General features: G+C 59.1%; 23 protein-coding genes (1 of these 23 only partly in view). 13 read left to right on the top strand and 10 right to left on the bottom strand.

Going from position 1 to position 26,297, the window contains the following annotated elements; all coding sequences use genetic code 11:
• Window positions 1-7: 7 nt before the first annotated feature.
• The 7 genes from ACOQOY_RS11050 to ACOQOY_RS11020 all read left to right on the top strand — a co-directional run bounded on the left by ACOQOY_RS11050 (window position 8) and on the right by ACOQOY_RS11020 (window position 10,775).
• Window positions 8-442, top strand: a complete 435-nt coding sequence (locus tag ACOQOY_RS11050; protein ID WP_420585472.1) for a GFA family protein — start codon at window positions 8-10, stop codon at window positions 440-442.
• Window positions 439-4,971, top strand: coding sequence for a glutamate synthase large subunit (gltB, locus tag ACOQOY_RS11045; protein ID WP_420585471.1), 4,533 nt, complete (start codon window positions 439-441; stop codon window positions 4,969-4,971). The genes ACOQOY_RS11050 and gltB overlap by 4 nt, the downstream gene beginning before the upstream one ends.
• A gap of 186 nt (window positions 4,972-5,157) precedes the next feature.
• A complete protein-coding gene (locus ACOQOY_RS11040) occupies window positions 5,158-6,108 on the top strand; it encodes a Hint domain-containing protein (protein WP_420585470.1) in 951 nt (316 codons plus the stop codon).
• Between the two features lie 39 nt (window positions 6,109-6,147).
• Window positions 6,148-6,879, top strand: a complete 732-nt coding sequence (mtgA, locus tag ACOQOY_RS11035) for a monofunctional biosynthetic peptidoglycan transglycosylase (RefSeq protein ID WP_420585469.1) — start codon at window positions 6,148-6,150, stop codon at window positions 6,877-6,879.
• Window positions 6,880-6,937: 58 nt separating this feature from the next.
• On the top strand, window positions 6,938-7,603 hold the full coding sequence (locus ACOQOY_RS11030) for a glutathione S-transferase family protein (RefSeq protein WP_420585468.1): 666 nt from the start codon (window positions 6,938-6,940) through the stop codon (window positions 7,601-7,603).
• A gap of 58 nt (window positions 7,604-7,661) precedes the next feature.
• A complete protein-coding gene (gene queG / locus ACOQOY_RS11025) occupies window positions 7,662-8,699 on the top strand; it encodes a tRNA epoxyqueuosine(34) reductase QueG (protein ID WP_420585467.1) in 1,038 nt (345 codons plus the stop codon).
• Window positions 8,700-8,771: 72 nt separating this feature from the next.
• On the top strand, window positions 8,772-10,775 hold the full coding sequence (locus ACOQOY_RS11020) for a hydantoinase/oxoprolinase family protein (RefSeq protein WP_420585466.1): 2,004 nt from the start codon (window positions 8,772-8,774) through the stop codon (window positions 10,773-10,775).
• A 23-nt stretch (window positions 10,776-10,798) separates the two neighbouring features.
• Here ACOQOY_RS11020 and msrA read toward each other — a convergent pair whose 3' ends face one another.
• On the bottom strand, window positions 10,799-11,308 hold the full coding sequence (gene msrA, locus ACOQOY_RS11015) for a peptide-methionine (S)-S-oxide reductase MsrA (protein ID WP_420585465.1): 510 nt from the start codon (window positions 11,306-11,308) through the stop codon (window positions 10,799-10,801).
• Complete coding sequence (gene msrB, locus ACOQOY_RS11010; RefSeq protein ID WP_420585464.1) at window positions 11,305-11,754, bottom strand: peptide-methionine (R)-S-oxide reductase MsrB; 450 nt, start codon at window positions 11,752-11,754, stop codon at window positions 11,305-11,307. The genes msrA and msrB overlap by 4 nt, the downstream gene beginning before the upstream one ends.
• A gap of 145 nt (window positions 11,755-11,899) precedes the next feature.
• Between msrB and ACOQOY_RS11005 the strand changes: the two genes are divergently transcribed.
• Window positions 11,900-12,421 carry a glutathione peroxidase gene (locus ACOQOY_RS11005; RefSeq protein WP_420585463.1) on the top strand — a complete coding sequence of 174 codons (522 nt, stop codon included), beginning with the start codon at window positions 11,900-11,902 and terminating at the stop codon, window positions 12,419-12,421.
• Here the strand turns inward: ACOQOY_RS11005 and ACOQOY_RS11000 are convergent.
• Complete coding sequence (locus ACOQOY_RS11000) at window positions 12,397-13,284, bottom strand: DMT family transporter (RefSeq protein ID WP_420585462.1); 888 nt, start codon at window positions 13,282-13,284, stop codon at window positions 12,397-12,399. The two genes, ACOQOY_RS11005 and ACOQOY_RS11000, sit on opposite strands and share 25 nt — an antisense overlap.
• Before the next feature lie 187 nt (window positions 13,285-13,471).
• Between ACOQOY_RS11000 and ACOQOY_RS10995 the strand changes: the two genes are divergently transcribed.
• Entirely contained in the window at window positions 13,472-14,668 is a 1,197-nt protein-coding gene (locus ACOQOY_RS10995; protein WP_420587236.1) for a BCCT family transporter, read from the top strand.
• A gap of 138 nt (window positions 14,669-14,806) precedes the next feature.
• On the opposite strand, the gene ACOQOY_RS10990 is transcribed toward ACOQOY_RS10995, so the two are convergent.
• The 5 genes from ACOQOY_RS10990 to ACOQOY_RS10970 form a co-directional block, all read right to left on the bottom strand.
• A complete protein-coding gene (locus ACOQOY_RS10990) occupies window positions 14,807-15,292 on the bottom strand; it encodes a cupin domain-containing protein (RefSeq protein ID WP_420585461.1) in 486 nt (161 codons plus the stop codon).
• 387 nt (window positions 15,293-15,679) lie between these two features.
• The gene (locus ACOQOY_RS10985; RefSeq protein ID WP_170349467.1) at window positions 15,680-15,967 is read right to left on the bottom strand and encodes an HU family DNA-binding protein; all 288 of its coding nucleotides are present in this window, start codon (window positions 15,965-15,967) and stop codon (window positions 15,680-15,682) included.
• Window positions 15,968-16,097: 130 nt separating this feature from the next.
• Complete coding sequence (locus ACOQOY_RS10980) at window positions 16,098-17,561, bottom strand: AMP nucleosidase (RefSeq protein WP_420585460.1); 1,464 nt, start codon at window positions 17,559-17,561, stop codon at window positions 16,098-16,100.
• The gene (ade, locus tag ACOQOY_RS10975) at window positions 17,558-19,360 is read right to left on the bottom strand and encodes an adenine deaminase (protein ID WP_420585459.1); all 1,803 of its coding nucleotides are present in this window, start codon (window positions 19,358-19,360) and stop codon (window positions 17,558-17,560) included. The genes ACOQOY_RS10980 and ade overlap by 4 nt, the downstream gene beginning before the upstream one ends.
• Window positions 19,361-19,505: 145 nt before the next feature.
• Entirely contained in the window at window positions 19,506-20,381 is an 876-nt protein-coding gene (locus ACOQOY_RS10970; RefSeq protein WP_420585458.1) for a LysR family transcriptional regulator, read from the bottom strand.
• A 118-nt stretch (window positions 20,382-20,499) separates the two neighbouring features.
• Here ACOQOY_RS10970 and ACOQOY_RS10965 point away from each other — a divergent pair, with 118 nt between their 5' ends.
• Both ACOQOY_RS10965 and ACOQOY_RS10960 read left to right on the top strand, forming a co-directional pair.
• Window positions 20,500-21,255: a class II aldolase and adducin N-terminal domain-containing protein gene (locus ACOQOY_RS10965; protein ID WP_420585457.1), complete on the top strand. Its 756-nt coding sequence runs from the start codon at window positions 20,500-20,502 to the stop codon at window positions 21,253-21,255.
• A gap of 11 nt (window positions 21,256-21,266) precedes the next feature.
• Window positions 21,267-22,256, top strand: coding sequence for a sterol desaturase family protein (locus tag ACOQOY_RS10960; protein ID WP_420585456.1), 990 nt, complete (start codon window positions 21,267-21,269; stop codon window positions 22,254-22,256).
• A gap of 3 nt (window positions 22,257-22,259) precedes the next feature.
• Here the strand turns inward: ACOQOY_RS10960 and ACOQOY_RS10955 are convergent, their stop codons facing one another.
• Complete coding sequence (locus ACOQOY_RS10955; protein ID WP_420585455.1) at window positions 22,260-22,892, bottom strand: class I SAM-dependent DNA methyltransferase; 633 nt, start codon at window positions 22,890-22,892, stop codon at window positions 22,260-22,262.
• Between the two features lie 90 nt (window positions 22,893-22,982).
• Between ACOQOY_RS10955 and ACOQOY_RS10950 the strand changes: the two genes are divergently transcribed.
• Window positions 22,983-23,828 (top strand): SDR family oxidoreductase, encoded by an 846-nt coding sequence (locus tag ACOQOY_RS10950; RefSeq protein WP_420585454.1) that lies wholly within the window; start codon window positions 22,983-22,985, stop codon window positions 23,826-23,828.
• A 3-nt stretch (window positions 23,829-23,831) separates the two neighbouring features.
• On the opposite strand, the gene ACOQOY_RS10945 is transcribed toward ACOQOY_RS10950, so the two are convergent.
• Window positions 23,832-25,448: a GMC family oxidoreductase gene (locus tag ACOQOY_RS10945; protein ID WP_420585453.1), complete on the bottom strand. Its 1,617-nt coding sequence runs from the start codon at window positions 25,446-25,448 to the stop codon at window positions 23,832-23,834.
• Window positions 25,449-25,845: 397 nt separating this feature from the next.
• Here ACOQOY_RS10945 and katG point away from each other — a divergent pair, with 397 nt between their 5' ends.
• Window positions 25,846-26,297 carry the 5' portion of a catalase/peroxidase HPI gene (gene katG, locus ACOQOY_RS10940; protein ID WP_420585452.1) on the top strand. Its footprint extends 1,747 nt past the window's final position, so 452 of the gene's 2,199 nt are visible here — the first part of the coding sequence; its start codon is at window positions 25,846-25,848; its stop codon lies beyond the right edge, outside the window.

Here is a 26,297-nt window from a genome sequence, read left to right as displayed (position 1 = left end):
GGGTTTGATGCCCGAATTGCAAGGCCAATGCATGTGCGGCGCGGTCACAGTCACCGCGACCCCGGCGAAAGACTCGCTGGGCGCCTGTCATTGTGACCAATGCCGCCGCTGGACCAGTTCGATGCTGGTGACGTTTCAGGCCGAGCCAGGCTATGCCGCGCTTGGCCCGGTCAAGACCTTCACTTCGTCCGATTGGGCGGAGCGCGCGTTTTGCTCGGAGTGCGGATCGGCCCTTTGGTACCGGATCACGCTGCCCGGCGAGATGCACGGACATACACAAATGGCAGCGGGCCTGTTCGAAGACACAGGCAACCCGCTGAAACTGGAACTTTATATCGACAAAAAGCCCGACGGGTACGCGTTCGCAGGTGAACGCCAGCAGATGACCAAATCGCAGGTCGAAGCGATGTACGCCCAGCCGGAAGAAGGAGACAGCCAATGACCAAATATGATGCCGATTGGGTGCGGGCCGAGGAAGCCAAGCGCAAATGGATGGCGGAAAACGGTCTCTATTCCGAGGAAGAAGAGCATTCGTCCTGCGGTGTGGGCCTTGTCGTTTCTGTGGACGGTAAAGCGTCTCGTAAGGTTGTCGACGCGGGTATCGACGCGCTCAAGGCGATCTGGCACCGCGGCGCTGTGGACGCAGATGGCAAAACTGGTGACGGCGCGGGCATCCATGTGCAAATTCCGGTGCCTTTCTTCTATGACCAAATCCGCCGCACCGGCCACGAGCCCAATCTGAACGAGCTGATTGCTGTTGGTCAGGTTTTCCTGCCCCGCACCGACTTTGGCGCGCAGGAAAGCTGCCGGACCATCGTGGAAACCGAAGTTCTGCGCATGGGCTATTACATCTACGGCTGGCGTCACGTGCCGGTTGATGTGACCTGTCTGGGTGAAAAAGCCAATGCGACCCGCCCCGAGATTGAGCAGATTCTGATCTCGAACTCGAAAGGCGTGGATGAAGAGACGTTCGAGCGCGAACTGTACGTCATCCGTCGTCGTATCGAAAAAGCCGCCGCTGCTGCGGGCATTTCCGGCCTGTATCTTGCGTCGCTGTCCTGCCGTTCGATCATCTACAAGGGCATGATGCTGGCCGAGCAGGTGGCGGTGTTCTACCCCGACCTGATGGATGAACGCTTTGAATCGGCTTTTGCGATTTACCACCAGCGTTATTCGACCAACACCTTCCCACAATGGTGGCTGGCGCAGCCGTTCCGCATGTTGGCCCATAACGGCGAGATCAACACGCTGAAGGGCAACATCAACTGGATGAAAAGCCACGAGATCCGCATGGCCTCGGCGACCTTTGGCGACTATGCCGAGGATATCAAGCCGATCATCGCGGGCGGATCGTCGGATTCGGCTGCATTAGACTCGGTTTTTGAGGTTCTGGTGCGTGCGGGCCGCTCGGCTCCGATGGCGAAAACCATGCTGGTGCCGGAAAGCTGGTCCAAGCAGGCGGTGGAACTGCCGCAGGCGTGGCGCGACATGTATTCCTACTGCAACTCGGTGATGGAGCCGTGGGACGGCCCCGCAGCACTGGCCATGACGGATGGCCGCTGGGTTTGCGCCGGTCTGGACCGGAACGGCCTGCGCCCAATGCGCTATGTCGTTACCGGCGATGGCTTGGTCATCGCGGGGTCCGAGGCTGGTATGGTGCCGATTGACGAAGCTTCTGTGACTGAAAAAGGCGCTCTTGGGCCGGGTCAGATGCTGGCCGTCGACATGAAAAAGGGCAAGTTGTTCCGCGATAAACAGATCAAGGACAAACTGGCCCGCGCGCTGCCCTTTGGCGAGTGGGTCGGCAAGATCAACGATCTCGACGCAACGCTGGCGGGCGTATCCGAGGCTCCGTTGTTCTCGGGTGAAGAATTGCGCAAACGCCAGATCGCGGCGGGGTACTCGGTTGAGGAACTGGAACAGATCCTTGCCCCGATGGCCGAGGATGGCAAAGAGGCGCTGGCCTCGATGGGTGACGACACGCCCTCGGCAGTTCTGTCCAAGAAATACCGCCCGCTGAGCCACTTCTTCCGTCAGAACTTCAGCCAAGTGACCAACCCGCCCATCGACAGCTTGCGCGAATACCGGGTGATGTCGCTGAAAACGCGGTTTGGGAACCTGAAGAACGTGCTGGACGAAGACAGCAGCCAGACCGAGATCATCGTTCTGGAAAGCCCGTTCGTTGGCAACACGCAGTGGGATAAGTTGGTTGAGACTTTCAACTCTCCGCTGGCCGAGATCGACTGTAGCTTTGAACCGGGCCGTGGGGCGCTAAGCGCCGCGTTGGCCCGTGTTAGAGCCGAAGCAGAAGAAGCTGTGCGCTCGGGTGCAGGGCATCTGGTGCTGTCCGATATGAACTCGGGCGAGGGTCGTGTGGCGATGCCGATGATCCTTGCGACCAGCGCGGTGCATTCGCATCTGACCCGTCAGGGGCTGCGTACCTTCTGCTCGCTGAACGTGCGGTCTGCCGAATGTGTTGATCCGCATTACTTTGCGGTTCTGATTGGCTGCGGGGCCACCGTTGTGAACGCCTACCTGGCTGAGGATTCGCTGGCGGACCGTATTGATCGCGGCTTGCTGGACGGCACCCTGACCGAAAACGTCGCGCGCTATCGCGAAGCCATCGACCAAGGCCTGCTGAAGATCATGGCCAAGATGGGGATTTCGGTGATCTCATCCTATCGTGGCGGCCTGAACTTTGAGGCCGTGGGCCTCAGCCGCGCCATGGTGGCCGAGTACTTCCCCGGCATGACCAGCCGGATTTCGGGTATCGGTGTGACCGGTATCCAGACCAAGCTGGAAGAGATTCACGCCAAGGGCTGGGACAGCGGTCTGGACGTGCTGCCCATCGGTGGTTTCTACAAAGCGCGCAAATCGGGTGAGACCCATGCGTGGGAAGCGACTTCGATGCACATGATGCAGATGGCCTGCAACCGTGCCTCCTATGAGCTGTGGAAGCAGTATTCGGCCAAGATGCAATCGAACCCGCCGATCCACCTGCGTGACCTGATGGATTTCAAACCGCTGGGCAAGCCGGTGCCGATTGAAGAGGTCGAATCGATCACCTCGATCCGCAAGCGCTTTGTCACACCGGGCATGTCGCTGGGTGCCCTCAGCCCCGAGGCGCATAAGGCGCTGAATGTGGCGATGAACCGGATTGGTGCGAAGTCTGACTCGGGTGAGGGCGGAGAAGATCCGGCGCATTTCGTGCCTGAACCCAATGGCGACAACCCGTCGGCCAAGATCAAACAGGTGGCCTCGGGCCGGTTCGGCGTGACTGCCGAGTACCTGAACCAGTGTGAAGAGCTTGAGATTAAGGTTGCTCAGGGGGCCAAGCCGGGTGAGGGTGGTCAGCTGCCGGGCATGAAAGTGACCGACCTGATCGCGCGTCTGCGACACTCGACCAAGGGCGTGACGCTGATCTCGCCGCCGCCGCATCACGACATCTACTCGATCGAGGATCTGGCGCAGCTGATCTACGACCTGAAACAGATCAACCCGCGCTGCAAAGTGACGGTGAAACTGGTGGCGTCTTCGGGCGTTGGCACGATTGCTGCGGGTGTGGCCAAGGCCAAAGCCGATATTATCCTGATTTCGGGTCACAATGGCGGCACGGGCGCCTCGCCCGCGACTTCGATCAAATATGCCGGTCTGCCGTGGGAGATGGGCCTGACCGAGGCGCATCAGGTTCTGGCGATGAACAACCTGCGCGACCGTGTGACCCTGCGGACCGATGGTGGTTTGCGCACCGGGCGTGACATCGTCATGGCCGCGATGATGGGGGCCGAGGAGTATGGCATCGGCACCGCCGCGCTGATCGCGATGGGCTGTATCATGGTGCGTCAGTGCCAGTCGAACACCTGTCCGGTAGGCGTCTGTACGCAGGACGAAGACCTGCGTGCCAAGTTCACCGGCAATGCGGATAAGGTCGTCAATCTGATCACATTCTACGCACAGGAGGTCCGCGAGTTGCTGGCCAGCCTCGGTGCGCGCTCGATTGATGAGATCATCGGACGGGCCGATCTGCTGGCGCAGGTCAGCCGAGGTTCGGCGCATCTGGACGATCTGGACCTGAACCCGTTGCTGATCACCGTCGATGGCGCGCATGACATCGTCTATGATCGCCGCAAAGAGCGGAATGCCGTTCCGGATACGCTGGACGCCGAGATCGTGCGCGATGCGGCCCGGTTCCTGAAAGATGGCGAGAAGATGCAGCTGTCTTACGCCATCCAGAACACCCATCGGACTGTTGGTACCCGCGTCTCCAGCCATATCGTGCAGAATTTCGGGATGCGGAACACGTTCCAGTCCGACCATCTGCATGTGAAACTGCAAGGCTCGGCCGGTCAGTCGCTGGGGGCCTTTGCGGCTCCGGGTCTGAAACTGGAGGTGTCGGGCGACGCCAACGACTATGTCGGTAAGGGTCTGTCCGGCGGTACCATCGTTGTACGTCCGCCGCAGGTCAGCCCGCTAAAAGCAGACGAGAACACCATCATCGGCAATACCGTGCTGTACGGCGCAACCGATGGTCACCTGTTTGCAGCAGGCCGCGCGGGTGAGCGCTTTGCCGTGCGGAACTCGGGCGCGAAGGTGGTGATTGAGGGCTGTGGCTCGAACGGGTGTGAGTACATGACCGGCGGCTTGGCGGTGATCCTTGGTGATATCGGGGCCAACTTTGGTGCGGGTATGACAGGCGGTATGGCCTATCTGTATGACCCGGACGGCAAAGCCGAAGCGCTGATGAACAAAGAGACGCTTGTGACTTGCCCGGTAACCGTCGATCATTGGGAAGAGCAGCTGAAAACGCTGATCGAAACCCATCAGGCCGAAACTTTCAGCCGCAAGGCAGCGGACATCCTGCAACACTGGGATGTGGAAAAGGCCAACTTTGTGCAGGTCTGCCCGAAAGAGATGCTGAACAAGCTCAGCCATCCGTTGACCAACGAAGTTGCAGCGGTCCCCGCCGAATAAGCCGGACTGTCATCCAAAACCTGAAAACCCGCGTGTCCGATAAAACACGCGGGTTTTGTCTTTTTTGGTCAAATTTTCCGCGTTTATTGCGATTTTGTGCGGATCACGCTTTGCTTTATCTACGGTTTCTTTGGGATTTGCATCCAGTCTGCATCCCAATTGAGTTGAGTAGGCAGGAGCAGGCACATGCCCACGACCTATACCGATCAGTTCTTCGTTCTGGATCCGGCGAACCCCGGGGCCAACGGTACGGTGGTGGGTTCTACCCTCTCAGTGCAGAAATTCGACATTGTCGATCAGAACGACGATGCGCTGATCAACCGTCTGGCGAATGACTCGGTTGATGGTCAGGATATCACCGCCTCTTACTTCGACGATATGGTGACCATTCAGCTCGATGACGGAACGCAAGTCACTTATACGGGCGTCACGTTCTACCTTGCCGATGGGCGTGAGGTGTTTACCCCCACTGATGGCCAGGTTTTGCAGGACGGGACCTTCGTCAGTGCATCGGTGACGGATTTCAGCGATCAGGGCGCGTCTTTTGGATCTGTTGATATCAACAACAACGATCTTGGGCCGCCCTGCTTTACCCCCGGCACCCTGATCGACACCCCCACGGGGCCGCGCCCGGTCGAGGCGTTGAAGCCCGGCGATCTGGTGACGACCGTCGACAATGGAGCGCAGCCGTTGATGTGGGTCGGGCGCACAACAGTGCAAGCGCAGGGTAAACTGGCCCCTATTCGCTTTGCGGCTGGTGTGTTGGGGTTGGACAGTGACCTGATCGTCTCACCGCAGCACCGGATGCTGGTGTCAGACTGGCGCGCGCCCTATCTGTTCGGTCATGCCGAAGTGCTGATCGCAGCCCATTGTCTGGTCAATGGCGATTCGGTTGTCCGCGTCGAAGGCGGCACGGTGGACTATATCCATCTGTTATTTGCCCGGCATGAGATCGTCATTGCCAACGGGGCCAGAAGCGAAAGCTATTATCCGGGCCATGCGGTGACACAGGCTGACCGGGACACACAGGCCGAACTGCTGCACCTGTTTCCGCAATTGCGCAGCCGACGCGCGTTGATGCCGGAAACGGCCCGCCCCGTTATTCGCCCGCGTGAGGCGCGCGCGCTGGCGATATAAAGCTTTCCCAACCCGCGCGCCGCATCGTATAGCATCAGCATGGCAAAAAAAGCAGCGCGCAAGTCGAGCAGTCGAAAAAGCAAAGCGCCCAAGACCAAAAAGACCCCGTTCCTAATTCGCCGTTGGCTGACGCGCGCCATGCTGGGCGTGGTGATTTTTGTCGTCGGTCTGGTGGCGCTGTTTTCCGTGGTGAACCCGCCCGTCACCCATACAATCTGGTCTGAATGGCGCAGGCTGGGCAAGGTCGAGCGTGATTGGGTCCCGATTGAGGAAATCTCGCCGGTCATGGTGCGTTCGGTCGTGGCTGCCGAGGACGCCAATTTCTGCCTGCATTGGGGATTTGATGTCGAGGCTATCCGCGACGCGCTTGAAAACGGCGGCGCGCGCGGGGCATCGACCATCTCGCAGCAGGTGGTGAAGAACGTGTTCCTCTGGCAGGGCAGAAGCTGGGTGCGCAAGGCGCTGGAAACCTCGATCACGCCGCTGGTCGAAATCATCTGGAGCAAACAGCGCATACTTGAAGTTTATCTGAACGTGGCCGAAACCGGGCAGGGCGTCTTTGGGGTCGAGGCAGCGGCCCGGCGCAACTTCAACACCTCTGCGGCGCAGCTAAGCCCGGTACAGGCAGCCCGGATTGCGGCGATCCTGCCCTCACCGCGCAACCGGTCGGTGACGGATCCGTCTGTACGCACGCGCAGACGGGCGGCGTCGATTCTGGACGGGGCGGCCACCATCCGCGCAGATGGTCGCGCGGATTGTTTCGAGGATTGAAACTCATCACCCCTCGGGGCTAAAGCTAAGGGGTATACACTGGTTCGATTGGAAGCCCATGGCGCGACTGTTTCACGTTCCCCTTTCCCCCTATTGCCGCAAGGTCCGCCTGTCACTGGCGGAAAAGAAGATCGAGGTTGAGCTGGTAGAAGAGAAATACTGGGAGAAAGACCCGGATTTCCTGCGCCGCAACCCTGCCGGAAAGGTTCCGGTTTTGCGGCTGGATGGGCAGATGATGTCGGAAAGTGCAGCCATTTGCGAATATATCGAGGATACGCGCCCAGAGCCCCCTTTGATGCCAAAAAAACCCGAAGCACGGTACGAAGTGCGGCGTCTGGTCGGATGGTTTGATGACAAGTTCCATCACGAGGTGACGGCGAAACTGCTGTATGAGCGCGTGAACAAGAAAGTGACGGGCGAGGGGTACCCGGACAGCAAAAACGTCAAAGAAGGCGCGCGGGCGATCAAATATCATCTGGACTACATGGCCTGGTTGCTGGATCACCGCCGCTGGCTGGCCGGGGATCAGATGACGCTGGCGGATTTTGCAGCCGCGGCGCATTTGTCGGCACTGGATTATATCTCAGACGTGGATTGGAACCGGTCGCAGGCGGTGAAGGACTGGTATGCCAAGATCAAGTCCCGCCCGGCTTTCCGGTCGATCTTGGCGGATCAGGTGCCGGGGTTCCGGCCGCCGCCTCATTACGCTGATCTGGATTTCTGATATTCAGGGTCGGACCGGGGGCTGTCTGCCCCGGACCCCCGAGGATATTTTTGGCCAGATGAAGAGTGGATCAGGGATAAAAGAAAAGCTGGTGGCGCAGGCGCTGAGCGAAGGCTTTGTGTCTTGCCGAGTGTGCCGGCCATGGGATGTGCCAGAAGTTCCCGCTCGGCTCGAGGCGTTTTTGCAGGCCGGGTATCATGGGCAGATGGGCTGGATGGCCGAGCGCACCCATTGGCGGGGCGACCCGGCGGCGCTGTGGCCCGAGGCGCAGTCGGTGATAATGCTGGCCGAAAGCTATACGCCTGATCATGACCCGACAGAGGTTTTGGATCATCCGGACCGGGGCGCGATATCCGTCTATGCCCAGAACAAGGACTACCACGATCTGGTCAAGAAGCGCCTGAAACGTCTGGCCCGCTGGCTGATTGCCGAGGCGGGTGGCGAGGTGAAGGTTTTTGTCGATACGGCCCCGGTGCCGGAAAAGGCGTTGGGCCAGGCGGCAGGTTTGGGATGGCAGGGAAAACACACCAATCTGGTGAGCCGGGATTGGGGGAATTGGGCCTTTATAGGGTCTGTTTTTACCACTCTGGACCTGCCTTCGGACATGGCAGAGGCGGATCATTGCGGCTCGTGCCGGTCCTGCTTGCAGGCTTGCCCGACGGACGCGTTCCCTGCGCCGTATCAACTGGATGCCCGGCGGTGCATTTCATATCTGACGATTGAACATAAGGGGCCGGTTGACGAGGAATTGCGCGCCAAGCTTGGCAACAGGATTTACGGGTGTGACGATTGTCTGGCGGCGTGTCCTTGGAACAAATTTGCCGTTGCTGCAAGTGATATGCGGTACGCTGCGCGCGATGATCTGAAGGCCCCGTCATTGGCGGAACTCGCGGCGTTGGACGATATGGCGTTTCGCGCGAAGTTTTCCGGGTCGCCGATCAAGCGGATCGGTCGGGACCGGTTTGTGCGGAACGTATTGTACGCCATCGGCAACTCGGGGCAGGTTGATCTGCGCCCGTCGGCGCAGGGTTTGACCGATGACCCAGACCCAACGGTGGCCGATGCCGCGCGCTGGGCGGTCGAACAACTGTCGTAAGTGCCGCAAACAGGCTGGACGTGTCGGTTCAAACCGCTACACCCCTCTTCAGCGAACAGGAAGGAGAACCCGATGGCGCTGGCTTTGGGTGTGGATACGGGCGGAACCTATACAGATGCGGTGCTGATCCGGGATGAGAAAGAGGTGATCGCCTCGGCCAAGTCTCTGACCACGCGGGCCGATCTGGCGATTGGCGTGGGCAAGGCGATTCAAGCGGTTCTGGATGCGGCACGGATCAAGCCGGAGCAGATCTCGATGGCATCTTTGTCGACCACTCTGGCCACAAATGCTCTGGTCGAAGGACAGGGCGGGCGTGTGGCGTTGGTCTATATCGGGTTCAAGGAAGGAGACCTGGACAGGCACGGGTTGCGGGATGCGTTGAAGGGCGATCCGGCGCTTGTGGTTGCAGGTGGACATAGCCATGCCGGAGGTGAAGCCGCGCCGTTGGATACGGCGGCGATTGAGGCGTTATTAGACTCTCATAAATGCATATCTGGCTTCGCAGTGGCCGCTCAGTTTGCCACGCGAAACCCTGCGCATGAGCTTGAAGCGGCGCGGGTGATCGCCGAAAAGACCGGCGCGCCCGTGACATGCTCGCACCACTTGTCGGCCAAGCTGAACGGTCCAAAGCGGGCGGTGACGGCGGTGTTGAATGCGCGCTTGATCGGGATGATCGACCGGCTGATCGGGCGAGCACAAGATCGCTTGCTGGAGCTGGGCATTACGGCGCCGATGATGGTGGTGCGCGGCGACGGCGCGTTGATGAGCGCCGAGCAGGCGCGGGAACGACCGATTGAGACGATCCTCAGCGGCCCGGCTGCTTCGATTGTGGGGGCAAGCTGGCTGACGGGGACCCAAAACGCATTGGTGTCGGATATTGGGGGAACGACCACGGATGTGGCGCTGATCCGCGATGGGAAACCGGCCATTGATCCCTCGGGCGCGCAGGTCGGTGGGTTCCGCACCATGGTCGAAGCCGTAGCGATGCGTACGCATGGATTAGGCGGTGACAGTCAGGTGCAGGTTGTGACCGAAGGGCTGGGCGGCGGCGTTTTCCTTGGCCCGAGGCGAGTTTTGCCCGTGTCCCTGATTGCATCCGAGGCGCCCGAAGTTGTGCATGCGGTGCTCGACACGCAGTTGCGGGCCACAACGGTTGGGGAACATGACACGCGGTTCGCGCGCCGGGTTCCCGGCATTCATGCCGAAGGGTTGGGCGCGCGGGAAGACGCGCTGTTGCAACGGCTGGGGGACAAGGTGCTGCCGCTGAGCGACCTGTTGCGTACCCGGATGGAAAACGGCGCGCTCACGCGGCTGGTGGATCGTGGGATCGTTCAGGTGTCTGGGGTGACGCCGTCGGATGCCAGCCATGTGCTTGGCCGGTTGGATGCCTGGGATGCCGAGGCTGCCCGTAAGGCGCTGGAACTGGTGGCGCGCAAACGGGTCGGAACCGGGGACAGGCTGGCCTCGGGGCCGGAAGAGCTGGCGCAAATGATTGTCGACCAGCTAACCGATCAGACCGCTTTGACCTTGTTAGAGACTGCTTTTGCCGAAGAAGCAGATGATTTCGGCGTTTCCGCTACTGATTTGGCCCGGCATGTGCTGACGCAAAAAGGCTTGGCACGGCATCGTGGGCTGCTGGCCCTGGATGCGGCCTTGAACGTAGACGTGGTGGGACTGGGCGCGTCAGCCCCCAGCTATTATCCGGCGGTTGGGGAAAAGCTGCACGCACGCATGATCCTGCCTGAACATGCAGGGGTCGCAAATGCCATCGGCGCGGTTGTCGGGCGGTTGACCCTGCGCCGCTCAGGCACCGTGACGTCACCATCCGAGGGGCGCTTCCGAGTGCATCTGGAAGACGGCCCGCAGGATTTCACCGAGTCCGACAAAGCGTTGGACCTACTGGAATCCGTTCTGCGAACCGAGGCGGAGGGCGCCGTACGTCAGGCCGGGGCTGCGGACATCCGGGTTGTCGTCGACCGGGATATCCGCACGGCCCGAGTTGAGGCGCAGGAGGTATTCGTCGAGGCGATGATCACCGTCGAAGCCAGCGGACGGCCCCGCGTGGCGACGGGGTAGCCCCCAAAAGGGCCCCTGCCCGGTTATTCAGCTGCGTCGCGTTTGGGCAGAACCCAATTGGGGCGCGGGAAGTGGCAGGTATAGCCGTTCGGGATACGCTCAAGGTAATCCTGATGTTCGGGCTCGGCCTGCCAGAAATCACCAACGGGTTCGACCTCGGTCACCACTTTGCCGGGCCAAAGGCCGCTGGCGTTCACATCGGCGATCGTGTCCTCTGCCACCTGTTTCTGGTCGTCATCCAGATAGTAAATGGCCGAGCGGTAGCTCATCCCGCGGTCATTGCCCTGCCGGTTTGGCGTGGTCGGATCGTGGATCTGAAAGAAGAATTCCAGCAGTTCGCGATAGGTGATCTTGGTGGAGTCGAAAATGATCTCGATCCCTTCGGCATGGGTGCCATGGTTGCGATAGGTGGCATTTGGGACATCACCCCCGGTGTAGCCGACGCTGGTGCGGGACACGCCCGGCAGTTTGCGGATCAGGTCCTGCATGCCCCAGAAACAGCCACCGGCCAGAACAGCGCGTTGTTCAGTCATTGGATTTCCTCCACATGGATCAGGTATTCGCCATAACCTTCGGCCTCCATCTCATCGCGATGGATGAACCGCAAGGCGGCTGAATTGATGCAGTAGCGCAGCCCGCCGTGTTCACGCGGACCATCGGGGAAGACATGCCCCAGATGGCTGTCGCCATGTTTCGAGCGGACCTCGGTGCGGACCATACCATGCGTGGTGTCGCGGAACTCTTCCACATGTTCATGGATGATCGGCTTAGTAAAGCTGGGCCAGCCACAGCCGGACTCGTACTTGTGGGTCGAGGCAAACAGCGGCTCGCCCGAAACGATATCGACATAGATGCCCGGTTCTTTGTTGCCCAGGTACTTGCCAGTGCCGGGGCGCTCGGTTCCGCTGCGCTGCGTAACATGGAACTCTTCAGGCGAGAGGGCGGCGATGGCGTCGGCGGATTTGGTGTATCGGGTCATGGCTCCTCCGGTCGTTTTGCTTTTGTGCCATAATCTGGGGGTAAGTAGAGGGAAAGCAAACCCCTGTTTCAAGGCACTCGCGCAGTCGTGCAAAATGATCTGCTGACGTATTCCATGCGTTAAAGGAAAAAAGGGAGGCTGGACGATGATCAGACTGTTCGTACTAACGGCATTGATTTTGTTGGGCCGCGCCGTACAGGCGGCCCCGCTGAGCGGTGAATTTGCCTCGATCGACGGCGGCACTTTCGCGATCGAGGATTGGAGAGGTCAGCCTGTGTTGGTGGTAAACACCGCCTCGGATTGCGGATTCACTGGACAATATGCGGCTCTGCAAAAGGTATATGAGATTTATTCCGAGCGTGGTTTGGTGGTGCTGGCAGTGCCATCAGATTCCTTCAATCAGGAATTGGGCTCGGCGGCGGAGGTCAAAGAGTTCTGTGAATTGAACTATGATCTGACCCTTCCAATGACCGACATCACGCCGGTCAAGGGCGCGGATGCCCATCCTTTCTATCTGGCGGTTGCGACGCAGACGGGGTTTGTGCCTCGGTGGAATTTCAACAAGATTTTGCTAGATTCCGATGGCGAGGTCGTTGCCACCTTTGGCGCCAATATCAAACCGGAATCGCCCAAACTGTTGCGTCAGGTCGAAAGATTGCTGCCCTGAGCAGGTTGTCGCGAAAGCTGCACTGCCAGAATACCCAAAGTCGTGATGCCGACACCGACCAGGTCCAGCGGGCCAAGATTCTCGCCCAACAGGATCGCAGCGATGGTGACGCCGAAGATCGGGTTGAGGAAATGAAAGGTCGCAGCACGAGTCGCCCCGATCCGGTCCAGTAGCAAAACCCAGATCAGCGTCGCCAGCAGGCCAGGGAACAGGGTCGTGTATGTAAATGCTAGCGCGAGCGGTACGGTCAGATGGATATAGATTGTCTCGAAAAGAGGGGCGGCCACGAACAGAACTGCCGAGCCCACCAGCATCTGCAACCCAACCACCATCATGAAATTCCCGCCCGAGGTCGCCCCGCGAATGGTCAGGGTGGCGAAGGTCAGTGCCAGCGCCCCCAGACAGCACAGGGTCACGCCGAACAGATCAACGCCGCCGCCGATCCGTGTGCTCATGATCAGGGCGACACCAGCGAACCCGGCGAACAGGCCCATCACCGCTAAGGGGCGCAGTTTTTCCCCCAGAAACACCCATCCGGCCAATGCCACCAGCAATGGCATGGTCGAGGCGATGATTGCGGCCACTGATGCCTCAACCGTCTGCATGGCATAGAAATTCAGACCCAAATACAGGGCATTCTGGCAGATTCCAAACAGGATAGTGGCGCGCCATTGTGGGCGCGTCAGGTTCCAGCTTTGCCCCATGACGCGGGCAATCGCGACCCCCAGACAGCCTGAGATCAGAAACCGTAAGGCCAGCGAAAACAAAGGTGAGGCATCGGCCACGATGATCCGTGCCGACGTAAAGGCCGATGACCAGATGAAGGCAAAAATCAGCCCCATGGCGATCGCACGTAAATCCATTGGGCCTCCCGTCACTTGGCCCGGACTGTTCCCGATTTTCCATCTGGCTGCAAGCTTAGGTTGCCAAAATACACACATCTGCGGCGGAGCTGGACAATCGTTAACGTTTTTATTGATTGACTGGCCAATTAAAGATAACTGCGATGGCACTTTACCGATAAGAAAAAGGGAGGAGTGTTAAGTGTTGTTGGAGTACATCCTGTCATTCGGCGTCTTGCTGGCCCTGGGCCTGGTCGCTTTCTTTGTCGTGAAATGGTGGAATCTGCGCTGCGTCGGCGTGACGCCCGTCCACCTGTTCACCTTTATAGCGATCCTGTTCACATCCGGGCTGGATGTCGGCCTGATCATGTTCCCGCTGACCGAGTTTGGCGGATATGCCGAAGACCCCGCCTATGCCTTCGCCAACCCACTGGCGATCGAGTTCGGGTTCTGGGGTTTCCTGATCTGGGCCTTCTACTTCCTGACGGCCTTCTATTTCTGTGTGATTGAGCCGCGCGTGAAGTTCTTCGAAATCCCGCTGGTCAAGTTGATCAACAACGTGGTCATCATCGGAACCTGCGCCTTCACCGCAAGCCTGTTCCTGATCTACCTGCCGGGCTACCTGCCCGAGGTCGGAGACGGCGAATCCGTGGTCACAACCTTCTATATCATCGTTTTCGTGGTCATTTTGGCCGCGGCATACTCCTCGACCGACCTTAAATACGTCCGCATCCTGTCTGTGGGCTCGACCTTTCTGTTCCTGACATTGATCGTCGGTATGTGGGTCGCGGCTGGAATGGGCTTTGGCGGATTCGCAGAGACCGGCAGCAATATCGGCGCGTACTTCACCAATCTGCACAAGTTTGTCCTGCCACTGACCGACTACCACGCCTTCTACCTGTTCTGGTGGTTCGCATGGTCGATCATGATCGGCCAGTTCACCTCGCGCTTTGTCGGTGGCCTGAAAACCTGGCAACTGCTGGCCGCACTGCTGATCTTCCCGTCGATCCCGCTGGCGATCTGGTTTACCGTTCTCTACTACTACCACCTGAACGACATCAGCACCGCAGGCATCACCAACATCGCGATGGTGATCGTAGGCGTAACCTTTGTGATCAACTCGCTGGACTCGCTGATTAGGCTCTATACCGACAACCTCAACATGACGGTCGAACGCTTCGGCAAGGCGATTTATGTGGGTGGCAACGTGGCACTGCTGTTTGTCCTGACCCTGCTGTTCCAGAGCCAGTGGTTGCAGATCCAGTGGATCGGTGCCGTGGTCGTCGGCCTCTATCTGGCCTGCGTGGTCTACATCCTGATCACCAAGCGCAAAGAGGTGCTGAGCATCGACTCGATGCCGGAAGACCGCGATCTGGACTTCCACAAGGTTGAGACGGTTCACTGATCAACCATGGTAAAGAAACACATAGGGGCGCTTCGGCGCCCTTTTTTAATGGCTTCTATTCATGGCAGTGTCTGCAATGCGGGACGAAGTGAGCTTTTGCTGCGGCTGTGCCGAGGTCCGCTTTAACGAAGCTGGAACCTATTTCTTCCCGGCCTCTTTTGGATTTTCAAGAGCGTCGAGATCAGCAATATCCCAAGGCATACCCTCATTTCTGAACATGCGTTTGCCAAGTTGAGGGTAGTCACAGACGTCATGCGCGCTGCGGTTTCCAACAACAATGCATCTTAGCGTGTGTTTTCCGGTATTTCGAATGGAGTGAGCCAGCCCCCCTTTTCGATATCCGATGAAATCGCCAGGGCCGATGGTGTGCTCTTCGTCTCCGAGCATGGCTGTTGCCTCGCCTTCCAGCACAAAAACACACTCATCCTCATGATGGTGAAGATGATGCTCTGTCGTGTCACATCCGGGTTCTACTTCGATAAGGTGAAAGCCAAACCCGGTTAGGCCCGTCAAATCTCCCAGGCTTTTGTTGATGCGCTTGGCATTTGGGTTGAGAAAGTGGGTTTTTGACATACCCTGTACCGCCTCAATGTCCTCTTTCCTTAAGATGTAGATTTCGTCCATCGTTACTCCGCTCCCAATTCGGTCTGTTTGGCTAAGCATTATACGCCAAAAGCAGACAACCTGCTGTATCCTGCGGTGATGGACGCGCTTCCAAGCGCACCCGCATTGGCGAAGAACCCGACCAACGCTTCACGGCGCGCGACTTTCCTACCGCTTCGCACCAACACTACTGAGGGCTGTTCCGCGGTGATCGCATGGAAAACTGCACGACAGGGTTAGCGACTAAGATGAGATGACGACATGCCGCTGTGTCCTTCACGACGCCTTAGAAAAGGCATCTTTTTGCGTTGCAGACATTGGTGCAACCCGCAGCATCGGCCGCTATGGGCTCAAAGAAAAAGGGCCCCCAACCGGCGGCCCTCAATCGTTTCGCAGTGACAGCTGAGATTAGCCGTTCACGCTGTCCTTCAGCGCCTTCGCGATGGTCATCTTGACCACTTTGTCGGCTTCTTTCTTGAACTGCTCGCCGGTGGCGGGGTTGCGCACCATGCGCTCGGGGCGCTCGCGGCAGTAGATTTTGCCAACGCCGGGCAGGGTGACAGCGCCGCCAGCGGAAACTTCGCGGGTGATCAGGCCGGTCACGGCCTCCAGCGCGGCGTTTGCGGCTTTCTTGTCAGTTCCCATTTCCTCAGCGAGAGCAGCAACCAGCTGAGTCTTTGTCATAGGCTTTGCCATTTCTTGGTCTCCTTAACGTGCCCGATAAATAGGGCCTCACCGCGTAACTGTAACGGGATATTGTGGACGAACACAACGAATAGTAGCGCGGAAAACCCTAAAAATAGGGGGATTTCGTTGCTTTTTTGCTTCAGAGGAAGGCCGTTTCGTCAAACGAACGCAATTTCCGGCTGTGCAGACGCTCTAACGGCATGCCGCGCAGGTGTTCCATAGCGCGTATTCCGATCGCCAGATGGCGGCTGACCTGAGTGGTATAGAACGCCGAAGCCATACCAGGAAGCTTTAATTCGCCGTGCAACGGCTTATCCGAAACACACAGCAAAGTGCCGTACGGAACCCTGAACCGATACCCATTTGCGGCTATGGTGGCACTTTCCATATCCAGTGCAATCGCGCGGGATTGGCTGAGGCGCTGGACCGGGCCGGACTGATCCCGCAGTTCCCAGTTGCGGTTGTCGACAGAGGCGACAGTGCCGGTCCGCATGATCCGTTTCAGCTCATAGCCTTCCAATTCGGTGACCTCAGCCACGGCGCGTTCGAGCGCCACCTGAATCTCGGCCAGCGGTGGGATCGGCACCCAGACTGGAAGGTCATCGTCCAGCACCTTGTCCTCACGCAGATAGGCATGAGCCAGCACGAAATCCCCCAGCGCCTGCGTGTTCCGCAGTCCGGCGCAATGACCCACCATCAGCCAGGCATGAGGACGCAACACCGCAATATGGTCGGTCGCGGTTTTGGCGTTTGACGGCCCCACACCGATGTTCACCAGCGTGATCCCGGACCCGTCCGCGCGCTTCAGGTGATAGGTCGGCATCTGCGGCAGCTTCAGGGGCTGCTCCAACGCGCCGTCCGGAGTGGTGATCTGGACATTCCCGGTGGAGACAAAGCTGGTATAGCCGCTGTCAGGATCCGCCAGTTGCTCGCGCGCGTAATTCTCGAACTCAGAGACATAGAACTGGTAGTTGGTAAACAACACGTGGTTCTGGAAATGGCTGGGGTCGGTCGCCGTGTAATGTGACAGCCGCGCCAGCGAGTAATCTACTCGCTGTGCCGTAAACAGGGCCAGCGGTCCGACCTCATCTTCGGTATCATGGACGCCATTGACGATGTCATCATTGGTGGTGGTCAGGTCCGGCACGTCGAACACATCGCGCAGGGTGAACCCGGCGGCGCCCTGATGCGGCACCACCAGGTCGGGGTTGTTGGCCACCGCGAAATGCACCGGGATCGGGGTGTTCGATGCACCGATCGTCACCGGCTGATCGTGGTTCTTGATCAGCAGCGCGATCTGCTGGGTCAGGTACGAACGGAACAGATCGGGCCGGGTGACAGTGGTAACATGGGTGCCGGGTTCGGACACGTGGCCAAAGCTCAGGCGGCTGTCGACCTGCGCATAGGACGAGGTTTTGATGCGAATTTCCGGGTAATAGGCTCTGAATCGTTCAGTCGGAGTCTCCCCCTGCATCGCTTTGGAAAAGCTGTCGCACAGGAATTCGGTCGCCTGTTGGTAAAGCAATTCGAGGCGCGCAACGGCTGCAGCAGGGTCGGTGAACTTCTCGGGCGTCGGAGCGTCGGGTGTTCTGATAATCGTCATGCAAGGGGCTCCAGAAGGTCGATCTTTTCAAATGTGCGCACGTCCACCAACCCAAGATCCGAGATCCGCAGTTCCGGGATCACCACAAGGGCCAAAAGCGAGTGCTGCATATACGCGTTGTTCAGCCGGCAGCCGCAGGCCTGCATTGCGGCGACCATTTGGTCCGCCTTGGCGGCCACATCGGTTGCAGGGCTGTCGGACATAAGTCCCGCAATCGGCAGCTCGACCAGCGCCAGCTCCTGCCCGTCGCGGAAGATGGTGATACCGCCGCCCACTTCGGCCAGCCGGTTCGCGGCCAGCGCCATCTGATCGCGGTCGGTCCCCACAACGATCATATGGTGGCTGTCATGGGCCACGGTCGAGGCCATCGCCATTCTGCCCTGATAGCCAAAGCCCGAGACAAAGGCGTTCGTCACCCCTCCGGTCGCGCGGTGACGTTCGACCAGAGCGATCTGACAGACTTCGCCTTCGCCCTCGACCAGTCCGCCGATGATCGGCAGCTCAGATTTCAGCGCTTTTGTCGGGGCTTGGTTTTCGACTACGCCGATGACGTTTGCCTGCACACGGTTCGCACCGGCGGGGGCTTTGACCTCAAAATCAGTGCTGGTTAACGCATGGCCCAGATGCACTGTGTTGCGGGCGGTGTCGGGCCAGTTCAAATGCGGGCAATCCACGGCAATTCCGCCGTTCTCAGCCACGATCTGACCACGCGCTATAACCGTCTCAATGGGCAGCTCCTTCAGGTCCGAACTCAGGATAACATCCGCCCGCCGCCCCGGAGTGATTGACCCAATCTCACGTTCCAGCCCGAAATGCGTCGCTGTGTTGATCGTAGCCATTTGTAGCGCGACCAGCGGATCACACCCGCAGGCAATCGCATGCCGCACCACCCGGTTCATATGCCCGTCATTGACCAGCGTGCCCGAGTGGCAATCATCCGTACACAGGATGAAGTTGCGCGAATCCAAAGCCTTTTCGGTGATGGCCGTGATCTGGCTTTCCACATCATACCAGGCCGACCCCAGCCGCATCATCGACCGCATCCCTTGCCGCACGCGGGCTATGGCGTCCGCCTCGCAGGTGCCTTCGTGGTCATCTGCGGGGCCTCCGGCCACATAAGCCGCGAAATCAGGCCCTAAATCAGGTGAAGCGTAATGCCCGCCAACTGTTTTCCCGGCCTGCTGCGTCGCTGCAATCTCAGCCAGCATCTTCGGATCACCATGTATCACGCCGGGGAAATTCATCATCTCACCCAGCCCGATAATTCCGGGCCAACTCATCGCTTCGGCTACATCCTCCGGGGTGATCTCATATCCCGTAGTCTCCAACTCCGGTGCGGATGGGGCGCAGGACGGCATCTGGGTGAAGATATTCACCGGCTGCATCAGCGCCTCGTCATGCATCATGCGCACACCGTCCAGCCCAAGCACATTGGCGATCTCATGCGGGTCAGTGAACATTGTGGTGGTACCATGCGGGATCACCGCCCGGGCAAATTCCGCCGGCGTCAGCATTCCCGATTCGATGTGCATATGCCCATCGCACAGGCCGGGCAGCATAAAACGGCCCTTCGCCTCGATGATTTGGGTGTCGGGGCCAATGCAATGCGATGCATCCTGCCCCACAAACGCAATACGACCAGAGGCGATGGCAATGTCGTGGTCGGGCAAGGTCTCACGGCTGTGGACGTTCACCCAGATACCACCCCGGATGACCATATCCGCGGCCTCCCGTCCCGCGGCTACAGCAATCAAACGGGGGGCGACATCGGGCCAGCTTGGGAAAGGTGTGTATTCCATGGCTCAACTTTCCCGAATGCGGGGAAAGGTTCAACCCCTGCCGAGCAGCTATCATCAAACCGTCACGCAGCGCGCCAGCGCTGCCCGGCCCAACCAGAGGAGATGCCGCGTCAGCGGCATTGACGATGGGCGGGAGAACACCGGATTAGCGCAGCCGATCAGCCTCCATCTCGCGGCGCAACCAGTAGGCAAATGCCAGCGCGCCAGGGGTTTCTTCGGCCTGAGGGGACAGCAACAGGTAATAAGCTTCGGGCATCGAGGCGCGATGGGCGAACGGGGCAACCAGCCGTCCTTGCTCGATCAGCCCGCGCGCGATTGTGTCATGGGTCAGGCACAAGCCACCTCCCGCCATCGCAACGGACAGACTGACCAAATAGGTGGTGGAATAGGTGATCGGCGGATTTTCCCAATTTAGAGCCTGATCTTCCGCCCAATTTGCCCAATTCGACAGAAGGTTTGAGCAATCAAAAAGCGGCTGTTGTTGCAAATTGTCCAAGGTCACTGCGTATCCCGGAGCGCAGACCGGGTAGTAATGATCGGTTCGCAGCAATTCCGTTCGCACCGTGTCCGATGGCCGTAGAGAATAGCGGATTTCAACCGCGGCTCCCTCGGCCATTTCGCGCGGCTCCCACAACTCGGTGAAGATATTCAACTGTACTTTGGGATGCTCTGCCCGGAACTGCGGCAGGCGCGGAGCCAGCCAGTTGACCGCAAATGTGATGTTGCTTTGCACCTGTACCGCGTTTTGCTGCGCCCCCGTGACCGCCTGCGTGCCGCGCACCAATGTCCGAAACGCCTCGCGCACGACGGGCAGATAGGTGATGCCTGCCTCAGTCAGCTCCAGAGCGCGCGGGCGGCGCAGGAACAGGGGTTGGCCCAGATAGCCCTCAAGCGACTTGATCTGCTGGCTCACCGCGCTTTGGGTCATGTTCAGATCGCGGGCCGCCCCGGTAAACGACAGATGGCGGGCGGCGGCTTCGAACGTGCGCAGCCAGCCCAGCGGAGGAAGCGGTTTCTGCATGTGCATAACTCTGCCATTAGTTCTTCTAATGGAATAGGTCCGTTTTTTTCGTTGGTCAAACATTTGCCGCACAGGCACGATTTTCAAAAACCTCAGCCCCTCAAACCGAGAGCTTGCCATGACCGTCACAAACCTGCGCCCCAATATCGACCACTGGGAGGACCGCGTCGACCTTGCTGCCACCTTCCGCTGGACTGAGCGGCTGAATATGCATGAAGCCGTTGCCAATCACTTCAGCCTGGCCGTGAATGAGGATGGCACACAGTTTCTGATGAACGCGAACCAGATGCATTTTGCCCGGATCAAAGCGTCAAACCTGTTGCTGTTGGATGCCAACGACCCGGAGGTCATGTCTCAGCCCGGTGCGCCTGACCCGACGGCTTGGGGTCTGCATGGCTCGATTCACCGTCACTGCCCTCATGCGCGTTGCGTGATGCATGTGCATTCGATTTTTGCCACCGTTCTGGCGTCTCTGGCGGATAGCACTCTACCGCCGATCGACCAGAATACGGCCACCTTCTACAACCGCTATGTCGTTGACAACGAATTTGGCGGGTTGGCTTTTGAGAGTGAGGGCGAACGCTGTGCCGGTATGCTGTCGGACCCGAAAAAGAAGGTCATGATCATGGGCAACCATGGCGTGCTGGTCACCGGAAGCGACCCGGCTGATACCTTCAATCGACTGTACTATTTCGAACGCGCGGCTGAGACCTATATCCGCGCTCTGCAAACCGGCCAGCCTTTGCGTGTGTTGTCCGATGAGATTGCCGAAAAGACTGCACAAGAGCTCGACGACTATCCCGATCAGGCCGCGGCCCATCTGCGTGAGATCAAAGCTCTGCTGGATGCCGAAGGCTCGGACTATGCCACATAAAGGGTACCGCCATGACTGACGCCACTCAGGACCCCGAATCCGCCCGCTGGCACTATCACCCCGAAGGGCCGGTGAGTTTGAACCCGCTGTTCAACTGGCCGCCGCGCCCCGCAGCGGTGCTGAAGTGGTATAGCGGCGCGTGGTTGCAAATCACTGCGCTGACATTGTGCATGGTACTGGCGGTGGCAGCCTATGCCTTCTTTTTCCCTGCGTTAGAGACGATGCAGAGCTTTGCGCCGGGCTGGATGTTCCGTATCTGGTTGCTGAACATGGTACCTCAGATCCTTGTCGCGGGCGGGCTGCACTGGTGGCTCTACATGCGCAAAGGGCAAGGCATGTACAAGAAGTTCGACCGCCGCGATCTAACGCGGAACAACGGCAACTTCACCTTCCGCAATCAGGTCTGGGACAATATCTGGTGGACGCTGGGCAGCGCGATGACGGTCGCGACGGTGTATCAGTGGATCATCTACTGGGCGATGGCGAATGGCTACGTCCCCACCGTCACCTGGGCCAACGCGCCGGTCTGGTGTGTTGTGTGGATGGCCTTCATCCCGATGTGGTCGGGCCTGCATTTCTATTGGGTGCATCGGCTGGAGCATCACCCGAAGCTCTATAAACACGTCCACGCCGTGCATCACCGCAACGTCAATATCGGGCCGTGGTCGGGAATTTCGAACCATTGGTATGAGAACCTGATGTATTTCACCACTTACTTCATCCACCTGATCGTGCCGTCGCACCCGCTGCATCTGCTGTTCCACACCTATTTCCAGCAAATCAGCCCGGTTTTGTCGCATTCTGGTTTCGAGAAACTGCGCGCCGGTGAGACGGATGCCGCCCGCGCTGGGGACTTCTTCCACCAGCTGCATCACAGGTATTTCGAGTGCAACTATGGCACCTCGGAAATCCCTTTCGACAAGTGGTTCGGCACCTATCACGACGGATCAGCCGAGGCGACCACACGGACCCGCGCGTTCAAGAAGCAGATGTATACGTAAAGGTCAGGTCCGCTCGAACAACGCGATTAGTGCCGTGTCGTCCTTGTTGGGACCGGCGGCGAGATCGCCATAGATACGCACCTCGGGCAGGGTCAGGTTCTGAATTTGGCCTTGAGCCAGTTTGTGCAGGGTCTCGGCAAAGCCCAGTTTTTCATAGTGTTTCGCGTTGATCGACAGGGCGAACTGCGCGCCGGGGCGGGCGATGCGTAGCAGGGCGGGCAGGGCTTCGGGGCCAAGATGGCCGTGTGTGAAAGTGCCTGAGGACACAATCCCGGCATAACTGTCGCGCGGTACAGGAATGCCTTGGTTCAGGTCGGCTTCGATAGCGTCCCGGTAAATGTCCTTGCGCATCGCCTCATCGAGCATCTCGGGGCTGATATCGGTGGCGTCGATTGGGCCGACGCCCAGCCCGGCCAGAACCGCACCGCACAACCCGGTGCCAGCGCCCACATCCAGAACCGGGCCTTGCCCGCCTGCGCCGACAAAGGCGCGCGCGGTGTGGATATGCAGCTGATAATCTTCCAGCGCGGCAAAGCTGTCGTCGTAATCTCCGGCCCATTCGGCATAAAGCCGTTTGTGATCCTCGGGAGAGTCCAGCGCATAGGCGGCGTGCAGATTGGGTGTCTTTTCACTCATGCCTAAAAGAAAGGCGCATTGGGGGATTCGAATCAAGTATTCCCGGTTGTGCGCTTGCATCCTGCTGCGTTGCGGATCATCAAAGGCGGCATGACAGGTACTCTCTTTTCATTTGGTCACGGGTATTCGGCGCAGGCTTTGTCCCGACTGCTGACACCTCAGGGCTGGAGCATTCGCGGCACCACTCGTGATCCGGCCCAATCCGCCACTGTTCGCGCCTCGGGCGCTGAGCCTTTGATCTGGCCGGGGCAGGCACCCGATCTGGAGGGCGTGACGCATCTGCTGATCTCGACGGCGCCTAAGGCTGATGGCGATCCGGTGCTGGCGGGATTGAGGGATGAAATCGCCGCGCGGGCCGGACAGTTTGAATGGGTCGGATATCTGTCGACAACCGCAGTCTATGGCGATCATCGGGGTGAATGGGTGGACGAATCCACCCCGGCGACTCCGACGGCTGAACGTGGCAAATGGCGCGTGCAGGCCGAGCAGCAATGGCAGAGCGTCCCCGGGCTGCCGATCCACATTTTCCGGCTTGCAGGTATTTACGGTCCCGGACGTGGCCCGTTCTCCAAGCTCAAACGCGTGGGGATGCGCCGGATCATCAAGCCGGGTCAGGTGTTTTCACGCATTCACGTCGCTGATATCGCACAGGTTTTGGCGGCCTCAATGGCGGCCCCGAATCCCGGTGCTATCTACAATGTCTGCGATGACGAACCGGTGCCGCCTCAGGACGTGATCGCCTATGCCGCTGAGTTGCAGGGCCTGCCTCTGCCCCCCGCGGTTCCGTTCGACGAGGCTGACCTGACCCCAATGGCCCGCAGTTTCTATAACGAGAATAAGCGGGTCAGGAATGATCGCATCAAGGATGAGCTGGGCGTGCGGCTCTTGTACCCAGACTATCGCGCCGGGCTGGAGGCCCTGATGAAAGACGCCTGAGGTTCATCCGGCGGCTTTGATCATATCGGCAGCTTTCTCAGCGATCATGATGGTCGGCGCGTTGGTGTTGCCTGACACCAGGGTCGGCATGACCGACGCATCAATGACCCGCAGCCCCTCGACCCCATGGACCCGCAGTTGGGGGTCGACCACCGCCATCTCATCTACACCCATCTTGCAGGTGCCAACCGGGTGATAGATCGTGTCGGCGCGGGCGCGAATGTGACGCTCCCAATCTGCATCTGTTTGGGCGGTGTCGGTTCCGAACATCTCTTTGTGCCGGTATGGCTCAAGCGCCGGAGCCTGAAGGATATCGCGCATCATGCGCGCGCCTTTGATCAGCGTCTCAAGATCACGGTCGTCGGACAGAAAGGCCGGATCAATGGCGGGCGCGGCAAAGGGATCGGCGCTGGCCAGCCCGACGGTGCCGCGGCTTTCGGGACGCAGTTTGCAGACGTGGCAACTGAACCCGTGGCCGTAATGCAGCTTGCGGGCGTGGTCATCGACCAGTGAGATCACAAAGTGCAGCTGTATGTCCGGGCGATCCAGTGCCGGAGAGGTTTTCAGAAATGCCGCCCCTTCGGCGAACGGTGTAGCGGCCATCGACACGCCGTTTTTGCGCCAGCGCCAGAGGTGACGCATCAGATTGGCCCCTGCGGCGGCTCCGATCCCGAAATTGTCGGTGTCCTTGGTTTTGTAGGACAGAATGAAATCCAGATGGTCTTGCAGGTTCTTTCCCACGCCCGGTAGGTTGTGGCGCACATTGATGCCGTGTTTCTTCAGATCCTCGCCGTCACCAATCCCAGACACTTGCAACAGTTGCGGGGACATGAAGGCCCCGGCGCAGATCAGCACCTCGCGCCGGGCTTTGACCATGATGTCGGGGCCTTTGGCTTTTCTCTTGTATATGACGCCCGTCGCGCGTTTGCCGTCAAAGGTCAGCTCTTTGGCGTGGGCATGGGTGATGACCGTCAGATTCGGGCGGTCTATCACAGGATATACATAGGCCGCCGCGGCCGAGCATCTTTCGCCATTGCGGGCGGGGTCGTGGAACTGTGTCACCTGATAGAGGCCGACGCCTTCATTGTCGCCGCGATTGAAGTTGTCGGTGCGGCGGTGCTGCATCTGTTCGGCCGCTTCGACGAAGGCGTGGGTAATCGGGCGCGGTTCTTTCTGGTGGGATACCTGCAACGGACCGCTGGCGCCGTGGTCGTCGTCTGCGCCCATTTCATTATTCTCGGACTTCTTGAAATAGGGCAGAACACTGTCCCAATCCCAACCCTCGCACCCCAGATCGGCCCAGCCGTCGTAGTCTTGGCGCTGCCCGCGTATGTAGAGCATCGCGTTTATGGCGCTGGACCCACCCAGCGCTTTGCCGCGCGGCTGATAGCCTTTGCGCCCGTTCAACCCCTGTTGCGGCACCGTCTCAAGAGCCCAGTTGTTGATCTTTGGCCGCCCAGGCAGCGCGGCCACCACGGCAGAAGGCATGCGGACCAGAATGCCGTCGCCCCACCCTCCTGCCTCAAGCAGGCAGACGTGTGTGTCAGGATCTTCGCTCAGGCGATTGGCCAGGACCGAGCCCGCAGACCCGCCACCGACAATGACATAGTCGAATTCCATTCTGATTCTCCCCGCATGGACGCGAGCATGGGGCGGCTCGCATCATCTCCCTGTGACAGACTGTGACTGAGGAGCGGTAAAAGACAATCGGAGCAACTTGGATGTGACCCAAGGTTATTGGGTGTTGTGACCACTGAGGGGCTGAGTTCGTGGCAGAGTTTAAAAATATCATAACTTTAACCTATCACAATCATCATTAAACAAAACTTTTTTGCATGAATGTGATTTGCTACTTCTTGCAGTGACAAGACAGAAGAGTCGCCGATATCCGCCCATGCGATGTGCTTGAAACACGGCGCATCTTGGTCGGGTAAAAGTGTCATCTATATGTGTTCTTGATCGACCGAGTTTTCAGCGGCGTACCCACGCCGGAATTTTGCCAGGAATGGAGATCGACATGGACGGAAGTGATAACCCCAAAACGGGCGGTTGCCCTGTAATGCATGGTGCCGGAACGCGGTCGAACCGCGACTGGTGGCCAAACCAGTTGAACCTGTCGATTCTGCACCAGCATGCGCCGGCGTCGAACCCGATGGATGCGGGTTTTGACTATGCAGAAGAGTTCCAGAAGCTGGACTATAAAGCGCTGAAAGAAGATCTCTATGCGCTGATGACGGACTCGCAGGACTGGTGGCCCGCCGACTACGGTCACTATGGTGGCCTGTTCATTCGTATGGCGTGGCACAGCGCCGGGACGTACCGGACTGCGGATGGCCGCGGCGGTGCCTCGACCGGAAACCAGCGCTTTGCGCCGCTGAACAGCTGGCCGGACAATGGCAACCTCGATAAGGCGCGCCGCCTGCTGTGGCCGATCAAGCAGAAATACGGCAACCGGATTTCTTGGGCCGA

Origin of the sequence: Ruegeria sp. (assembly GCF_965221235.1) — a bacterium.
Taxonomy (GTDB): Bacteria; Pseudomonadota; Alphaproteobacteria; order Rhodobacterales; family Rhodobacteraceae; genus Ruegeria.
This window is presented reverse-complemented; position numbering and strand designations above follow the sequence as displayed.

What these genes read in the sequence shown, in the direction of transcription:
- ACOQOY_RS11050 (WP_420585472.1), top strand. Translation starts at nt 8, where the DNA reads ATGCCCGAATTGCAAGGCCAATGCATGTGCGGCGCGGTCACAGTCACC.
- ACOQOY_RS11020 (WP_420585466.1), top strand. Translation starts at nt 8,772, where the DNA reads ATGGCGCTGGCTTTGGGTGTGGATACGGGCGGAACCTATACAGATGCG.
- msrA (WP_420585465.1), bottom strand. Translation starts at nt 11,308, where the DNA reads ATGACTGAACAACGCGCTGTTCTGGCCGGTGGCTGTTTCTGGGGCATG.
- ACOQOY_RS10955 (WP_420585455.1), bottom strand. Translation starts at nt 22,892, where the DNA reads ATGAGTGAAAAGACACCCAATCTGCACGCCGCCTATGCGCTGGACTCT.
- ACOQOY_RS10965 (WP_420585457.1), top strand. Translation starts at nt 20,500, where the DNA reads ATGACCGTCACAAACCTGCGCCCCAATATCGACCACTGGGAGGACCGC.
- ACOQOY_RS10945 (WP_420585453.1), bottom strand. Translation starts at nt 25,448, where the DNA reads ATGGAATTCGACTATGTCATTGTCGGTGGCGGGTCTGCGGGCTCGGTC.
- ACOQOY_RS11040 (WP_420585470.1), top strand. Translation starts at nt 5,158, where the DNA reads ATGCCCACGACCTATACCGATCAGTTCTTCGTTCTGGATCCGGCGAAC.
- gltB (WP_420585471.1), top strand. Translation starts at nt 439, where the DNA reads ATGACCAAATATGATGCCGATTGGGTGCGGGCCGAGGAAGCCAAGCGC.
- ACOQOY_RS10990 (WP_420585461.1), bottom strand. Translation starts at nt 15,292, where the DNA reads ATGGACGAAATCTACATCTTAAGGAAAGAGGACATTGAGGCGGTACAG.
- ACOQOY_RS10985 (WP_170349467.1), bottom strand. Translation starts at nt 15,967, where the DNA reads ATGGCAAAGCCTATGACAAAGACTCAGCTGGTTGCTGCTCTCGCTGAG.
- ACOQOY_RS10980 (WP_420585460.1), bottom strand. Translation starts at nt 17,561, where the DNA reads ATGACGATTATCAGAACACCCGACGCTCCGACGCCCGAGAAGTTCACC.
- ACOQOY_RS11000 (WP_420585462.1), bottom strand. Translation starts at nt 13,284, where the DNA reads ATGGATTTACGTGCGATCGCCATGGGGCTGATTTTTGCCTTCATCTGG.
- queG (WP_420585467.1), top strand. Translation starts at nt 7,662, where the DNA reads ATGAAGAGTGGATCAGGGATAAAAGAAAAGCTGGTGGCGCAGGCGCTG.
- mtgA (WP_420585469.1), top strand. Translation starts at nt 6,148, where the DNA reads ATGGCAAAAAAAGCAGCGCGCAAGTCGAGCAGTCGAAAAAGCAAAGCG.
- ACOQOY_RS11005 (WP_420585463.1), top strand. Translation starts at nt 11,900, where the DNA reads ATGATCAGACTGTTCGTACTAACGGCATTGATTTTGTTGGGCCGCGCC.
- ACOQOY_RS10960 (WP_420585456.1), top strand. Translation starts at nt 21,267, where the DNA reads ATGACTGACGCCACTCAGGACCCCGAATCCGCCCGCTGGCACTATCAC.
- ACOQOY_RS11030 (WP_420585468.1), top strand. Translation starts at nt 6,938, where the DNA reads ATGGCGCGACTGTTTCACGTTCCCCTTTCCCCCTATTGCCGCAAGGTC.
- msrB (WP_420585464.1), bottom strand. Translation starts at nt 11,754, where the DNA reads ATGACCCGATACACCAAATCCGCCGACGCCATCGCCGCCCTCTCGCCT.
- ade (WP_420585459.1), bottom strand. Translation starts at nt 19,360, where the DNA reads ATGGAATACACACCTTTCCCAAGCTGGCCCGATGTCGCCCCCCGTTTG.
- ACOQOY_RS10970 (WP_420585458.1), bottom strand. Translation starts at nt 20,381, where the DNA reads ATGCAGAAACCGCTTCCTCCGCTGGGCTGGCTGCGCACGTTCGAAGCC.
- ACOQOY_RS10950 (WP_420585454.1), top strand. Translation starts at nt 22,983, where the DNA reads ATGACAGGTACTCTCTTTTCATTTGGTCACGGGTATTCGGCGCAGGCT.